At 65.3% G+C, this 12306-nt stretch carries 12 protein-coding genes; 2 read left to right on the top strand and 10 right to left on the bottom strand.

All coding sequences use genetic code 11. The annotated features are described in order from the left end of the window. Positions 1-55 precede the first annotated feature (55 nt). From AC3B6A_RS09580 to AC3B6A_RS09570, 3 genes are read right to left on the bottom strand one after another with little or no spacing between them, the layout of a single operon-like run. Positions 56-868, bottom strand: coding sequence for an OmpA family protein (locus tag AC3B6A_RS09580; RefSeq protein WP_488402293.1), 813 nt, complete (start codon positions 866-868; stop codon positions 56-58). Beyond that, entirely contained in the window at positions 865-1209 is a 345-nt protein-coding gene (locus AC3B6A_RS09575; protein WP_488403555.1) for a DUF4398 domain-containing protein, read from the bottom strand. The genes AC3B6A_RS09580 and AC3B6A_RS09575 overlap by 4 nt, the downstream gene beginning before the upstream one ends. A gap of 28 nt (positions 1210-1237) precedes the next feature. Further along, the gene (locus tag AC3B6A_RS09570) at positions 1238-2065 is read right to left on the bottom strand and encodes a substrate-binding periplasmic protein (protein ID WP_488402291.1); all 828 of its coding nucleotides are present in this window, start codon (positions 2063-2065) and stop codon (positions 1238-1240) included. A 97-nt stretch (positions 2066-2162) separates the two neighbouring features. Here AC3B6A_RS09570 and AC3B6A_RS09565 point away from each other — a divergent pair, with 97 nt between their 5' ends. Then, the gene (locus tag AC3B6A_RS09565) at positions 2163-3113 is read left to right on the top strand and encodes an alpha/beta fold hydrolase (protein ID WP_488402290.1); all 951 of its coding nucleotides are present in this window, start codon (positions 2163-2165) and stop codon (positions 3111-3113) included. Positions 3114-3175: 62 nt separating this feature from the next. On the opposite strand, the gene fabV is transcribed toward AC3B6A_RS09565, so the two are convergent. The 3 genes from fabV to AC3B6A_RS09550 all read right to left on the bottom strand — a co-directional run bounded on the left by fabV (position 3176) and on the right by AC3B6A_RS09550 (position 6264). Continuing rightward, positions 3176-4372, bottom strand: a complete 1197-nt coding sequence (fabV, locus tag AC3B6A_RS09560) for an enoyl-ACP reductase FabV (RefSeq protein WP_488402288.1) — start codon at positions 4370-4372, stop codon at positions 3176-3178. Between the two features lie 213 nt (positions 4373-4585). Continuing rightward, positions 4586-5515 carry an electron transfer flavoprotein subunit alpha/FixB family protein gene (locus tag AC3B6A_RS09555; protein WP_488402286.1) on the bottom strand — a complete coding sequence of 310 codons (930 nt, stop codon included), beginning with the start codon at positions 5513-5515 and terminating at the stop codon, positions 4586-4588. After that, positions 5515-6264: an electron transfer flavoprotein subunit beta/FixA family protein gene (locus AC3B6A_RS09550; RefSeq protein WP_488402284.1), complete on the bottom strand. Its 750-nt coding sequence runs from the start codon at positions 6262-6264 to the stop codon at positions 5515-5517. The genes AC3B6A_RS09555 and AC3B6A_RS09550 overlap by 1 nt, the downstream gene beginning before the upstream one ends. 344 nt (positions 6265-6608) lie before the next feature. Between AC3B6A_RS09550 and AC3B6A_RS09545 the strand changes: the two genes are divergently transcribed. Further along, positions 6609-8264, top strand: coding sequence for an electron transfer flavoprotein-ubiquinone oxidoreductase (locus tag AC3B6A_RS09545; protein ID WP_488402282.1), 1656 nt, complete (start codon positions 6609-6611; stop codon positions 8262-8264). A 109-nt stretch (positions 8265-8373) separates the two neighbouring features. On the opposite strand, the gene AC3B6A_RS09540 is transcribed toward AC3B6A_RS09545, so the two are convergent. The 4 genes from AC3B6A_RS09540 to AC3B6A_RS09525 form a co-directional block, all read right to left on the bottom strand. Beyond that, positions 8374-8940 (bottom strand): DUF1285 domain-containing protein, encoded by a 567-nt coding sequence (locus tag AC3B6A_RS09540; RefSeq protein WP_488402280.1) that lies wholly within the window; start codon positions 8938-8940, stop codon positions 8374-8376. After that, on the bottom strand, positions 8937-9548 hold the full coding sequence (locus AC3B6A_RS09535) for a DUF4823 domain-containing protein (RefSeq protein ID WP_488402278.1): 612 nt from the start codon (positions 9546-9548) through the stop codon (positions 8937-8939). The genes AC3B6A_RS09540 and AC3B6A_RS09535 overlap by 4 nt, the downstream gene beginning before the upstream one ends. Before the next feature lie 106 nt (positions 9549-9654). Further along, positions 9655-10971 (bottom strand): ArnT family glycosyltransferase, encoded by a 1317-nt coding sequence (locus tag AC3B6A_RS09530; protein ID WP_488402277.1) that lies wholly within the window; start codon positions 10969-10971, stop codon positions 9655-9657. Positions 10972-11299: 328 nt separating this feature from the next. Further along, positions 11300-12268, bottom strand: a complete 969-nt coding sequence (locus tag AC3B6A_RS09525; RefSeq protein WP_488402276.1) for a GTP 3',8-cyclase MoaA — start codon at positions 12266-12268, stop codon at positions 11300-11302. Positions 12269-12306: the final 38 nt, after the last annotated feature.

The following is a 12306-nucleotide window of genomic DNA, read 5'->3' as shown; positions in this document are numbered from 1 at the left end:
CCCCGGAGCGGGGAGCTCCAGGGCCTGGTTTGCAAGCGGATGTCGCCGCTCGCGTTCAGCGCTCGGCGCCCAGCTGGCCCTTTTCGTCCGAGAAGACGATCTCGACCCGGCGGTTCTGCGCCCGGCCCAGGGACGAGGCGTTGTCCGCCACCGGATAGGCCTCGCCATAGCCCTGCACCTGGATGCGCCCGGCGTCGATGCCCAGGTCGGACAGGGCATCGGCCACGGCCTGCGCGCGGTCCCGGGACAGTTGCAGGTTCTGCTCCCGGTCACCGTCACTGTCGGTATAGCCTTCGATGCGGATCACCCGGCGCGGGTTGAGCTGGAGGAACTGCACCAGCTTGAGCACGGTGCGGTTGGCGGCGGGCTGGAGGTCCGCCGCGCCGCTGTCGAACAGCACGTCGCCGAGGGTCAGCACCAGGCCGCGCTCGGTTTCGTTGGTGGCCAGGCTGACCATCTGCTGCTCCAGCCACTTGTTCTGTTCCTGCACGTTGAGCAGGCGCGCCTCGCGCATGGCCAGTTGCAGGCGCTCGCGTTCGAGCTGCTGCTTGGCCAGGCGCTCCTGGTTCAGCGCGTAGTTGCCGTGCTCGCGGGCAATCTCGCTGTAGCGCTGGCTGAGATAGGCGTACTGCAGCACGTCGTCGCTGCTGCCCCAGTAGCTGGACAGGCGCTCGGCGCGCGCCAGGGATTCGCCGGCGCGGATCACGTCCTTGGGCGCGCTGCGCAGCACCGAGGAGTCTTCCTTCACCGACTGGAACTGGGTGCGCGCCTGCTCCAGGGATTTCTCGCTCAGCTGGCTGTTGGCGCAGCCCGCCAGCGCGGCCACGGAACCCAGCGCCACCAGGCGCAACAGTTGCAGCGAAGTCATTGCGCTTCCCCCAACTGTTTGCGCAGGCGATTGATGCTCTTGCCCTGCTCGGCCAGCTGATCCGCGCTCTTGCGCGTCAGCACCTTGGCCTCGGCGAGGCGGGCGTCGAGTTCGGCCTGCTCGGCGAGCTGCCGCGCCTTCTTGTTCGAGCCCACGGCCAGGGCGCCCTTGGCAGCCTGGTACTTGTCGTCGGCGAGCTTGAGTTCGGCCACCTCATCGGTGGCGCCCACGGCCTTGGCCTGTTCCAGCGCCTGCTCGGCGAGGCGCATCTGCTCGGTGGGTGGCGGGGCGTTCGTTGCGCAACCGGCCAGGGCAAAAAGAGCCAGGCCGGCGGCCATCATCCGTCGATTGATCACGAAATCTGTTGTCCTACTGGGTGGGAGTGCCGGCGGGCTGCAACTGCTGCCCCTTCCAGCGGGCCAGGTTGTCCTGCAGCAGGCGCTGCGGGACTCCGGCGGCGGTCAATTCTGTCATTTTTTTCGCCAGTTGTCCGCGCAGCCAGGGCTCGTTGCAGGCGGAGTTGTGCGCCAGCGTCAGGTACAGACCCTCGCTGGAGACCGGCGGTTCCAGCGGCTGCAGGTCGTCCATCATGCCGAGGGTATCGGCCACCGCAAGGCCAGGATAATGCTCGTAGAGCACATAGTCGGTGCGCTTGAGCAGCAGCTTCTGGAAGGCCTGGGTCAGGCTGGGCACCTCCTCCAGGGTCAGTTGCTGCCTGGCGAAGTCGTCGAAGCCGGCACCGAAGCTGTTGTTCACCAGGGTGCCGCCGCGCAGGCCGCGCAGGTCTTCCCAGCGCGCATAGGGGATGCTGGTGTCCTTGCGCACCCAGACCACGCTGTCGGTGACCAGGAAGGCGGGATGGACGTAATCCATGCTCTCCATCCGCTCGGGGGTGAGGAAGGCGCCGGCGATCAGGTCGACGCGCCCCAGCCGTGCCTCCTCCTGCGCCCGCGCCCAGGAGCCGGTGTAGATCACCCGGATGTCCACGCCGATGTCCTTGCCGATCCGCTCCAGCAGATCGGCGTTGGCGCCGATCAGGCGCTCGGGCTTCTGCGGGTCGCGCCACAGATACGGCGGGTACTCCGGGTTGCCGGTGGCGACCAGGCGCTCGCATTTACCCGCGGCGACGCCGGCCAGGGATATCGAGAGGGTGACCAGCAGAAGGGCTGCACGCAGCACCGCGGGGCAATGGGGCATCGTTAGTCTCGCTCGCCAGACATAAAGAACGGTCATGCTTAAACCTGCAAAATGTTAGCGTAAAGCACACCATCCGATTTGGTAATAAGGACTTCTCATGAAGAAAGCCCTTCTGTTCTTCACCCTGCTGCTCGCCGCCACGGCGGGTGTGCTCTATGCCTTTCCCGCCACGCTGCTGGCCACCGCGCAGTTCGTCGAAAGCAGCCGCGCGGGCCTGGGTGAGCACAGCCTGGCGGTGGACAACCTGGACATCCGCTACTACGAGGGCGGCCCGGACAAGGCCCAGACCGTCCTGCTGGTCCACGGTTTCGGCGCCGACAAGAGCAACTGGCTGCGCTTCGCACGCTTCCTGACCGACCGCTACCACATCATCGCCGTCGACCTGCCGGGCTTCGGCGACAGCAGCCGGCCGGCGAACATCAGCTACGACGTCGGCACCCAGGCCGAGCGCCTGGCGGACTTCATGGGCGAGCTGGGCATCGGCCGCTTCCACGTGGTCGGCAACTCCATGGGCGGGCACATCGCCGCCCTGCTCGCCGCGCGCCATCCGAACGAGGTGCTGTCGGCCGGCCTGTTCGACAACGCCGGGGTCATGGCGCCGCGCCAGAGCGAGCTGTTCCAGCGCCTGCTCAAGGGCGAGGACAACCCGCTGGTGCTGCGCTCGGTGGAGGACTTCCCCGCCCTGCTCGACTTCGTCTTCGTGCAGAAACCGCCGCTGCCGTCGCGGTTGCAGGATTACCTGGCGGAGCGCTCGCTGGAGCGCAGCGCCTTCAACAGTGTGGTCTTCCAGCAGTTGCGCGACCGCTACATCCCGCTGGAGCCGGAGCTGCCGAAGATCACCGCGCCGACCCTCCTGCTGTGGGGCGACCGCGACCGGGTGCTGGATGTAACCAGCATCGAGGTGATGAAGCCGCTGCTGAAGAAGCCCAGCGTGGCCATCCTGCGCGATTGCGGCCATGTGCCGATGATCGAGCGGCCGGAAGAAACCGCCCGGCTGTACCTGGACTTCCTCCAGCGCAGCCAGTCGCCGGTCACCGCCGCCAACTGAACGGCATGAAACAGAAACGGCGCCCTGGGGCGCCGTTTCTGTTTCAGCGGGAAGCTGGTGACTCAGAGCTGGATCAGATTGGGAATCTGCACGTCCGGATTGACGTCCTGCTCGTAGTCCACGCCGGCGATCTCGAAGCCGAACAGGCGCAGGAACTCGGTCTTGTAACCGGTGAAGTCGGTCAGCTGGTACAGGTTCTCGTTGGTCACCTTGTCCCACAGGTCCTTGACCTGGTCCTGCACGTCCGGCTGCAGTTCCTTGTAGTCGGCGCGCAGGCGGCCGTCGGCGTCCAGATGCGGCTCGGCGCCATACAGGCTGTCGCGGAACAGGCCGTCGACCTGCTCGATGCAGCCCTCGTGGGTGCCCTTCTCCTTCATCACCTTGAACAGCAGCGACAGGTACAGCGGCATCATCGGGATGGCCGAACTGGCCTGGGTGACCACGGCCTTGAGCACGGAAACGCGGGCGTCACCGCCGCTGGCGGCCAGTTTCTCGCGAATGCCCAGGACCTTCTGGTCCAGGTCCTTCTTGGCGGCGCCGATGGAGCCGTTCCAGTACAGGTCGTGGGTGATCTCTTCGCCCAGGTAGGTGAAGGCGGTGGTCTTCACGCCGTCGGCCAGCACACCGGCCTCCTGCAGCGCGTCGATCCACATCTGCCAGTCTTCACCGCCCATCACCGCCACGGTGTTGGCGATTTCGGCCTCGGTGGCCGGCTCCATCACGCTTTCCTTGATCACTTCCTTGTCGGTGTCCAGACCACGGAAGTTGACGGTCTTGCCGACCGGCTTGAGCACCGAGTTGAAGACCTCGCCGGTCTTCGGGTGGGTGCGGCGCGGGGCGGCCAGGCTGTAGACCACCAGGTCGACCTTGCCCAGGTCCTGCTTGATGGTCTCGATGGTGACCTTCTTCACTTCGTCGGAGAAGGCATCGCCGTTGATGCTGCGCGCATACAGGCCCTTGGCCTTGGCGAACTTCTCGAAGGCGGCCGAGTTGTACCAGCCGGCGGTGCCCGCCTTGGTTTCGCTGCCCGGGCGCTCGAAGAACACGCCCAGGGTGTCGGCGCCGGCGCCGAAGGCGGCGCTGATGCGCGCGGCCAGGCCGTAGCCGGTGGAGGAACCGATGACCAGGACCTTCTTCGGACCGTTGGCGATGGGGCCGTGCGCCTGGACGTACTCGATCTGTTCCTTGACGTTGGCTTCACAGCCGGTCGGGTGGGTAGTGACGCAGATGAAGCCACGCACGCGCGGTTTGATGATCATGAAAACCTCGGTAGCCAGGTGTCGATTGAACACATTCAGGAACTGGAGACGTCGCGCATTGTAGATGAGACACCTTCGTCCGGGGACTTATCGGCGAAGATTCGTGACCAATGGGTCATGCGCGCGAAGAACAGGCCTTTTCAGAGCAGAATCAAGGACCTGAAATGAAAGAACCCGCTACGGGAGCGGGTTCCTTCAGCGAGCGGATCGGGCTCAGACGGCCTTTTCCAGCTCCGGTACGGCTTCGAACAGGTCAGCGACCAGGCCGTAGTCGGCAACCTGGAAGATCGGCGCCTCTTCGTCCTTGTTGATCGCGACGATCACCTTGGAGTCCTTCATGCCCGCCAGGTGCTGGATGGCACCGGAGATGCCCACCGCGATGTACAACTGCGGCGCGACGATCTTGCCGGTCTGGCCGACCTGCATGTCGTTCGGCACGAAGCCGGCGTCGACCGCGGCGCGGGAAGCGCCGACGGCGGCGCCCAGCTTGTCGGCCAGGGCGTAGAGGATCTTGAAGTTGTCGCCGTTGCCCATGCCGCGGCCGCCGGAAACGACGATCTTGGCGGCGGTCAGTTCCGGACGGTCGGACTTGGCCAGTTCTTCGCCGACGAAGACGGACTTGCCGGCATCGGCCGGGCCGGAAACCGCTTCAACCGCGGCGGAACCACCTTCGGCAGCCGCGGCGTCGAAGCCGGTGCCACGCACGGTGATGACCTTGATCGCGGCCGAGGACTGCACGGTGGCGATGGCGTTGCCGGCGTAGATCGGGCGCTTGAAGGTGTCGGCGCTGACCACGTCGATGATCTCGGAGATCTGGTCGACGTCCAGCAGCGCGGCGACGCGCGGCAGGAAGTTCTTGCCGTTGGTGGTGGCGGCGGCCAGCACGTGGCTGTAGCCCTTGCCGAGCTCAGCGATCAGCGGAGCGACGTTCTCCGGCAGCTGGTGAGCGTAGGCGGCGTTGTCGGCGACCAGCACCTTGGCAACGCCTGCGATCCTGGCGGCGGCTTCGGCCACGCCAGCGACGTTCTGGCCAGCGACCAGGACGGCGATGTCGCCACCGATCTTCTGCGCGGCGGCGACGGTGTTCAGGGTGGCAGCGCCCAGAGCGCCGTTGTTGTGCTCAGCGATTACCAGGATAGCCATCAGATTACTTTCGCCTCGTTCTTCAGTTTCTCGACCAGTTCGGCAACGGACTTGACCTTGATGCCGGCGCTGCGGGCAGCCGGAGCTTCGACTTTCACGGTCTTCACGGTGGAAGCGGTGGAAACGCCCAGGGCGTCCGGGGTGACCACGTCCAGCGGCTTCTTCTTCGCCTTCATGATGTTCGGCAGCGATGCGTAGCGCGGCTCGTTCAGGCGCAGGTCGGTGGTGACGATCGCCGGCAGGTTCAGCGCGACGGTCTGCAGGCCGCCGTCGATTTCACGGGTGACGTTGACCTTGTCGCCAGCGACTTCGACCTTGGAGGCGAAGGTGCCCTGGGCGTAGCCGGAGAGTGCCGCCAGCATCTGGCCGGTCTGGTTGTTGTCGCTGTCGATGGCCTGCTTGCCGAGGATGACCAGCTGCGGCTGTTCTTTGTCGACGATGGCCTTCAGGGCCTTGGCGACAGCCAGGGAATTCAGTTCGTCGTTGGACTCGACGAGGATCGCGCGATCGGCACCCAGCGCCAGCGCGGTGCGCAGTTGCTCCTGGGCGGCGCTCGGGCCGACGGAGACCGCGACGATCTCGGTGGCGACGCCCTTCTCTTTCAGGCGCACGGCTTCTTCCACGGCGATTTCGCAGAAGGGGTTCATGGACATCTTGACGTTGGCGAGATCGACGCCGGAGTTGTCCGCCTTGACGCGGACCTTGACGTTATAGTCAACCACTCGTTTGACAGCTACAAGAACCTTCATGGATTCCTCGTTATTCTCCGGTGAATAGGAATGTCGCCAGACAGGCCTGGCCGGTAGTGCACGCCATCTGCAACTACATCCAGCGAGACCGCGACCGCAAAACCGCAGGTATCTTGACCGCATCGCCCTGGCGGGTCAATACACGGAAATACCCCTTCATAAGCCGCGGACCCCGATTCTATCAGGGCTACGCGCAATTCAAACAAACGTTTGTATTGTGTCGGATAAGGGGTTTAGATATAGCAACGGGTCTAGCTATAATGCGCCCCGCTCTTACTGGGTGGGGGCACGCCCAACCCAATACCTACAAAATGCCCAGAGCCTAGATTCAGGAGAGATCGATAGTGGAACGCGAATTTATGGAATTCGACGTCGTCATCGTCGGCGCCGGCCCTGCCGGTCTGTCCGCCGCCTGCCGACTGAAGCAGAAGGCCGCCGACGCCGGTCAGGAAATCAGCGTCTGTGTGGTCGAGAAGGGTTCCGAAGTGGGCGCCCACATCCTCTCCGGCGCCGTGTTCGAGCCCCGCGCGCTGAACGAGCTGTTCCCCAACTGGAAAGAGCTCGAAGCGCCGCTGAACACCCCGGTCAAGCGCGACGACATCTATGTGCTGAAGAACGCCGAAGCGGCCGCCAAGGTGCCGAACTTCTTCGTGCCCAAGACCATGCACAACGAAGGCAACTACATCATCTCCCTGGGCAACCTGTGCCGCTGGCTGGCCCAGCAGGCCGAAGGCCTGGGCGTCGAGATCTACCCGGGCTTCGCCGCCCAGGAAGCGCTGATCGACGAGAATGGCGTGGTGCGCGGCATCATCACCGGTGACCTGGGCGTCGACCGCGAAGGCAACCCGAAAGAGGGTTACTACACCCCCGGCATGGAACTGCGCGCCAAGTACACCCTGTTCGCCGAAGGCTGCCGCGGCCACATCGGCAAGCAGCTGATCAAGAAGTACAAGCTCGACAGCGAAGCCGACGCCCAGCACTACGGCATCGGCATCAAGGAAATCTGGGACATCGACCCGGCCAAGCACGAGCAGGGCCTGGTGGTGCACACCGCCGGCTGGCCGCTGAACGACGAGAACCCGGGCGGTTCCTTCCTCTATCACCTGGAGAACAACCAGGTGGTGGTCGGCCTGATCATCGACCTGTCCTACAGCAACCCGCACCTGTCGCCGTTCGACGAGTTCCAGCGCTACAAGCACCACCCGGTGATCAAGCAGTACCTGGAAGGCGGCAAGCGCGTGGCCTACGGCGCCCGCGCCATCTGCAAGGGCGGCCTGAACTCGCTGCCGAAGATGGTCTTCCCCGGCGGCGCGCTGATCGGTTGCGACCTGGGCACCCTGAACTTCGCCAAAATCAAGGGCAGCCACACTGCGATGAAGTCCGGCATGCTGGCCGCCGACGCCGTTGCCGAGGCCCTGGCCGCCGGCCGTGAAGGCGGCGACGAGCTGAACAACTACGTCGAGGCGTTCAAGGGCAGCTGGCTGTACGACGAGCTGTTCTGCAGCCGCAACTTCGGTCCGGCGATGCACAAGTTCGGCGCCATCGGTGGCGGTGCGTTCAACTTCATCGACCAGAACTTCTTCGGCGGCAGGATTCCCTTCACCCTGCACGACACCACCCCGGACTACGCCTGCCTGAAGAAGGCCAGCGAAGCGCCGAAGATCGACTACCCGAAGCCGGACGGCAAGCTCAGCTTCGACAAGCTGTCCTCGGTGTTCCTCTCCAACACCAACCACGAGGAAGACCAGCCGATCCACCTCAAGCTGGCCGATCCGAGCATCCCGGTGCAGAAGAACCTGCCGCTCTACGACGAGCCCGCGCAGCGTTACTGCCCGGCCGGCGTGTACGAAGTGGTGAGCAACGACGACGGCAGCAAGCGCTTCCAGATCAACGCGCAGAACTGCGTGCACTGCAAGACCTGCGACATCAAGGACCCGGCCCAGAACATCACCTGGGTGGCCCCGGAAGGCACCGGCGGTCCGAACTACCCCAACATGTAATTCGTTGGCGGTAACGAAAAAGGCTCCCCTTCGGGAGCCTTTTTCTTTTCTGGCAAAGCGCTTGTAGCGGGTAACGACCCGGACTACCGGACACATTCTGACCATCTGGTCACGGCTGCGGAGCGATGCGGAAGAACTCCCCCGAACTCCATACGCCCAGCCATTCCCGCCCGTCGATCTCGCGGCTTACGGCCAGGTCGACCAGTTGATAGAACACGTTGCGGTGGATCAGCGCCTCCAGGTTCACCCGCACCAGCACATAGGGCGACGGCTCCTGGGTCTGCGGGTCGATCTCCACGCGGATGGGATGCGCAGCATCGGCCACCACCTCGTCCTCGACGTTGCTGGTGAAGCGCAGCACCTGCTGCTCGCCCTCGCCTTCCACGGCCAGGCTGACCGCGACGAACGGCGCGTCATCGACGGTGATCCCGCACTTCTCCACTGGCGTGACCAGGAAATAGTCGTCGCCATCGCGGCGGATGATGGTGGAGAACAGCCGCACCATCGGCTTGCGCCCGATCGGCGTGCCCAGGTAATACCAGGTGCCGTCGCGGGCGATGCGCATGTCGATGTCGCCACAGCAGTCCGGGTTCCACAGGTGCACCGGCGGCAGCCCCTTGCCCTTGCTGGCGGGAATCTGCGCCAGCAGGTCGCCGGCCTTCGCGGGATCGGTCATTGGTACTCCTCTTGCGTCTTCACCCCCAGCAGGCTGCGGGCATAGTCTTCCAGCGGCGGCCCGATCAGGTCATCGGGACTGCCATCCAGGAATGTCAGAAAACCGCCACGGCTGCGGATGGTCGCACTGTCCACCAGATAGCGGCTGGCGGTTTCGATCAGCATCACCTGAATCACGCTGCGGTCGCGTCCGACGGCATTGTCGGTGTCTTCATATTCCTCATAACTGCCGACATTGTCCTCCCCACGGGCGAAGCGGGTATAGAGCAGATAGTTGGCGCCGGCCGCCCGCGCTTCCTGCATCGCCTCATCGAGCCCCAGCGGCGCCTTGGCGCGCCGCACCCTCGGGAAATACTCGACGAAGCCCTTGAACGCCTCCTCCGCCACCACGTTCGGCCGTGCGTAGGGATGGCCGAGCGGCACGAAATGGCCCTGGGCGATGTAGATGAAGGAATCGGCCTGCAAGCGCCAGTTCCCCGTGCGGCGGGTCTGGCTGTGGTCGAGGAAGCCGGCATCGCCGGCGTAATAGCCGGTGCGCTCGGCCATGTCGCTGGGGGTCATGCAGCCCGCCAGGGCTGCCATGGCGAGAATCGCCAACAGGGTGCGCATGTCTTGTCTCCACGGCCGGCGTCGAGAAACCGGCACTCGGCAGCCGGATGCAGATTCCGCGCCAGCAGCAGGCACAGGCACTTCGCCCGAACGCGGCGACAGCCGGTCAGCCATGCGTATTTCCTGGCATCGGCTGCTTGGCCGTGCCTTCCTTGCCGTTGCAGGCACTGCCCAGCAGAACGACCTGCAGCGCCTTGTGCCGGCTCAGGTAGGACGGGACGGTATCACTGACGCAGTGCGCCGACGCCTGCAGTGAGGCCGGCAACGAGCCGGGAACGAACAGCAGGCCGGCGCCGGCCGACGGCGCCGAATCCGCCGCCAGTCTGGCGACGGGCCGCCCGGCGTAATACACCAGGCGCATGTCCGGCATGCTCAGGCTGTACAGCGGCAGGTCGGGATGCGCGGCGGCGATCCGGCCGACTTCCGGCAGCGCCTGGAAGCGATAGGCGAAGACCGTGCGTTCGAGAACCCCGTAGAAACTGACGAAACCGAAAAGCAGCAGCAGGGGCGCCCAGAGCATGACCTTGCGCCGCCAGCCGTCCAGCCCGGCCAGCACCTGAACCCAGTGACAGGCCAGCAGCAGCGCAATCCAGGGGTACGCCGGCAGGAGGTACTTGGCGTGCTTGTTGCTGAACAGGGAAAAGACGATCAGCGGCACCAGCGTTGCGCACAGCACCAGCGTCAGCTCCGGGCTCTGCCTGATCTGCCGCCAGAGCTGGCGCGGGCGGACCAGCAGCACCAGCCAGAACGGAGCGAAATCGCCGGCGATATACAGCAGGTAGGCATACCAGGGATCGCTACCGCTGCCGCTCACCTTGTCGACGATGTCCTGCTGGAAAATCGCGCGCCAGACATCCATGCCCTCCTGCAAGGTCACGGCGAGGTACCAGGACACCCCCAGCGCCAGAGCGATCAGCCAGCCCGGGACATCGCACAGGTAGGCGCGTGCCCGCGTGTTGCGCTGGACCAGGGAGAAGACCAGCACCGGCAGGGTGACCAGCAGCAGGCTGACCGGCCCCTTGGTCAGCAGGGCGCAACCGAGCAGGACATAGCTGAGGATGCTCCAGCGGCGGCGGCCATCGACGAACAGGTAGACGCAGGCGCTGAGCAGGGACAGGAAGCAGAACGCCGTCAGCGCCATTTCGATTTCCGCCCGCCGGGCGAACAGGCTGAAGCCCGCGTTGGCCGCCAGGAAAATACAGGCGAAGAGCCCGAGGCCGCGCCCACCGATGCGGCGGCCCCAGAAGAAGGTGCCGGCCAGCGTGGCCAGCGCGAGCAGCGCCGAAGGCAGGCGCATGGCCCATTCGGACACACCGCCCGCCAGATGCACCGGAATCAGCGCCAGCCAGTAGAACAGCGGCGGCTTCGCCAGATAGAGCTCGCCGTTCATGTGCGGCAGCAGCCAGTCGTTCGCCTGGTACATCTCGCGTACCGTGACCGCCCGCCGCGCCTCATTGACACTGAGAAAAGCGATATCTCCATTTCCCCACAAACACAGAATCAACAGCAGCGCTATCACCACAAGGAACCAGAAACCTTGTTCCAGTTCGATACGTGTCGGCGTCAATGCAACCTCCCGGCGGCGCGGCAGACAGAGACAGGGGCGAGGAATATTGTCCGGCGCGCGGGACAGTGCGGGCCGGGATACGACTCGGGAAACGGCAGGCAGGCGCGACTTGGCCGGACAACCATGCGCCGCAGCGGCGCGGCGCCCATTCTGCTTCAGCCGGAAGCCAACGGGAACTGGCGGATCAGCCGCCGATGATCTTCATCACCGTGACACCGCCAGAGAAGGCCAGCTCCTGCTTGTCCGCCAGGGCCTGCACCAGCAGGCGCTGCAGCGCCGGCAGGGCCTGGTGGCGGGGTTTGTCGAGGAGATCGCCGATGTAGTGGCGGTTGCTCGACGACAGGCAGCCGTGCAGCCAGCCGGTGGACGACAGACGCAGGCGCGAGCAGGTCCGGCAGAACGGCACGCTTTCGTTGGCGATCACGCCGAAGAAGCCCTGCCCCGGCACTTCGTAGCGCAGCGCGGTGGCATCCACCGGCGCATCGGCCTGCACGTAACCGTGCCGCTCGCCAATCAGCGCCAGCAGCTCCGGCATGCCGACGAACTGCCGGTTGAACGCATTCGGATCGCGGGCCAGGTGCCCCATGCGCATCAGCTCGATGAAACGCAGCTCGAAGCCATGCGCCAGGCAGTAGTCCAGCAGCGGCACCGCCTGATCCAGGTTCTGGCCACGCAGCGGCACCATGTTGAGCTTGATCTTCAGGCCCGCCGCCCGCGCTTCGTCCAGGCCCTTGAGCACCGTCGCCAGATCGCCGCCACGGGCGATGCGGCGGAAGGCCTCGGCATCCAGGGTATCGAGCGAGACATTGAGGCGGCGGATGCCGCAATCCACCAGCAACGGCAGCCTGCGCGAGAGCAGCTGGCCATTGGTGGTGAGGCTGATATCGCGCAGGCCGAGGCGGCTGACCCCGTGGAGGAAGGCCTCCAGCTTGGGACTGACCAGCGGCTCGCCGCCGGTGATGCGCAGCCGCTCGATCCCGGCGGCCTCGATCAGGTAGGCGACGCCGCGGACCAGGGCATCGGCCGAAAGCTCGTCCTGGGCGGCGACCAGACGCTTGCCGTCCGGCACGCAGTAGGTGCAGGCGTAGTTGCACGCGGCGGTCAGGCTGACCCGCAGGTTGCGGAAGCGCCTGCCCTGGCGGTCGACGATCATGCTCGGCTCCGGCGGAGAATACCCGACAAGTATATCCC

The organism is Pseudomonas sp. B12(2026), from assembly GCF_057767015.1.
The sequence above is the reverse complement of the archived record's forward strand: the minus strand, read 5'-3'. Positions and strand labels throughout refer to the sequence as shown.

Bases quoted from the DNA above. Each gene is read 5' to 3' on its own strand.
- AC3B6A_RS09525 (WP_488402276.1), bottom strand. From the start codon at position 12,268: ATGATCGTCGACCGCCAGGGCAGGCGCTTCCGCAACCTGCGGGTCAGC.
- AC3B6A_RS09530 (WP_488402277.1), bottom strand. From the start codon at position 10,971: ATGTACCAGGCGAACGACTGGCTGCTGCCGCACATGAACGGCGAGCTC.
- AC3B6A_RS09575 (WP_488403555.1), bottom strand. From the start codon at position 1,209: ATGATGGCCGCCGGCCTGGCTCTTTTTGCCCTGGCCGGTTGCGCAACG.
- AC3B6A_RS09580 (WP_488402293.1), bottom strand. From the start codon at position 868: ATGACTTCGCTGCAACTGTTGCGCCTGGTGGCGCTGGGTTCCGTGGCC.
- AC3B6A_RS09570 (WP_488402291.1), bottom strand. From the start codon at position 2,065: ATGCCCCATTGCCCCGCGGTGCTGCGTGCAGCCCTTCTGCTGGTCACC.
- AC3B6A_RS09550 (WP_488402284.1), bottom strand. From the start codon at position 6,264: ATGAAGGTTCTTGTAGCTGTCAAACGAGTGGTTGACTATAACGTCAAG.
- fabV (WP_488402288.1), bottom strand. From the start codon at position 4,372: ATGATCATCAAACCGCGCGTGCGTGGCTTCATCTGCGTCACTACCCAC.
- AC3B6A_RS09565 (WP_488402290.1), top strand. From the start codon at position 2,163: ATGAAGAAAGCCCTTCTGTTCTTCACCCTGCTGCTCGCCGCCACGGCG.
- AC3B6A_RS09555 (WP_488402286.1), bottom strand. From the start codon at position 5,515: ATGGCTATCCTGGTAATCGCTGAGCACAACAACGGCGCTCTGGGCGCT.
- AC3B6A_RS09535 (WP_488402278.1), bottom strand. From the start codon at position 9,548: ATGCGCACCCTGTTGGCGATTCTCGCCATGGCAGCCCTGGCGGGCTGC.
- AC3B6A_RS09540 (WP_488402280.1), bottom strand. From the start codon at position 8,940: ATGACCGATCCCGCGAAGGCCGGCGACCTGCTGGCGCAGATTCCCGCC.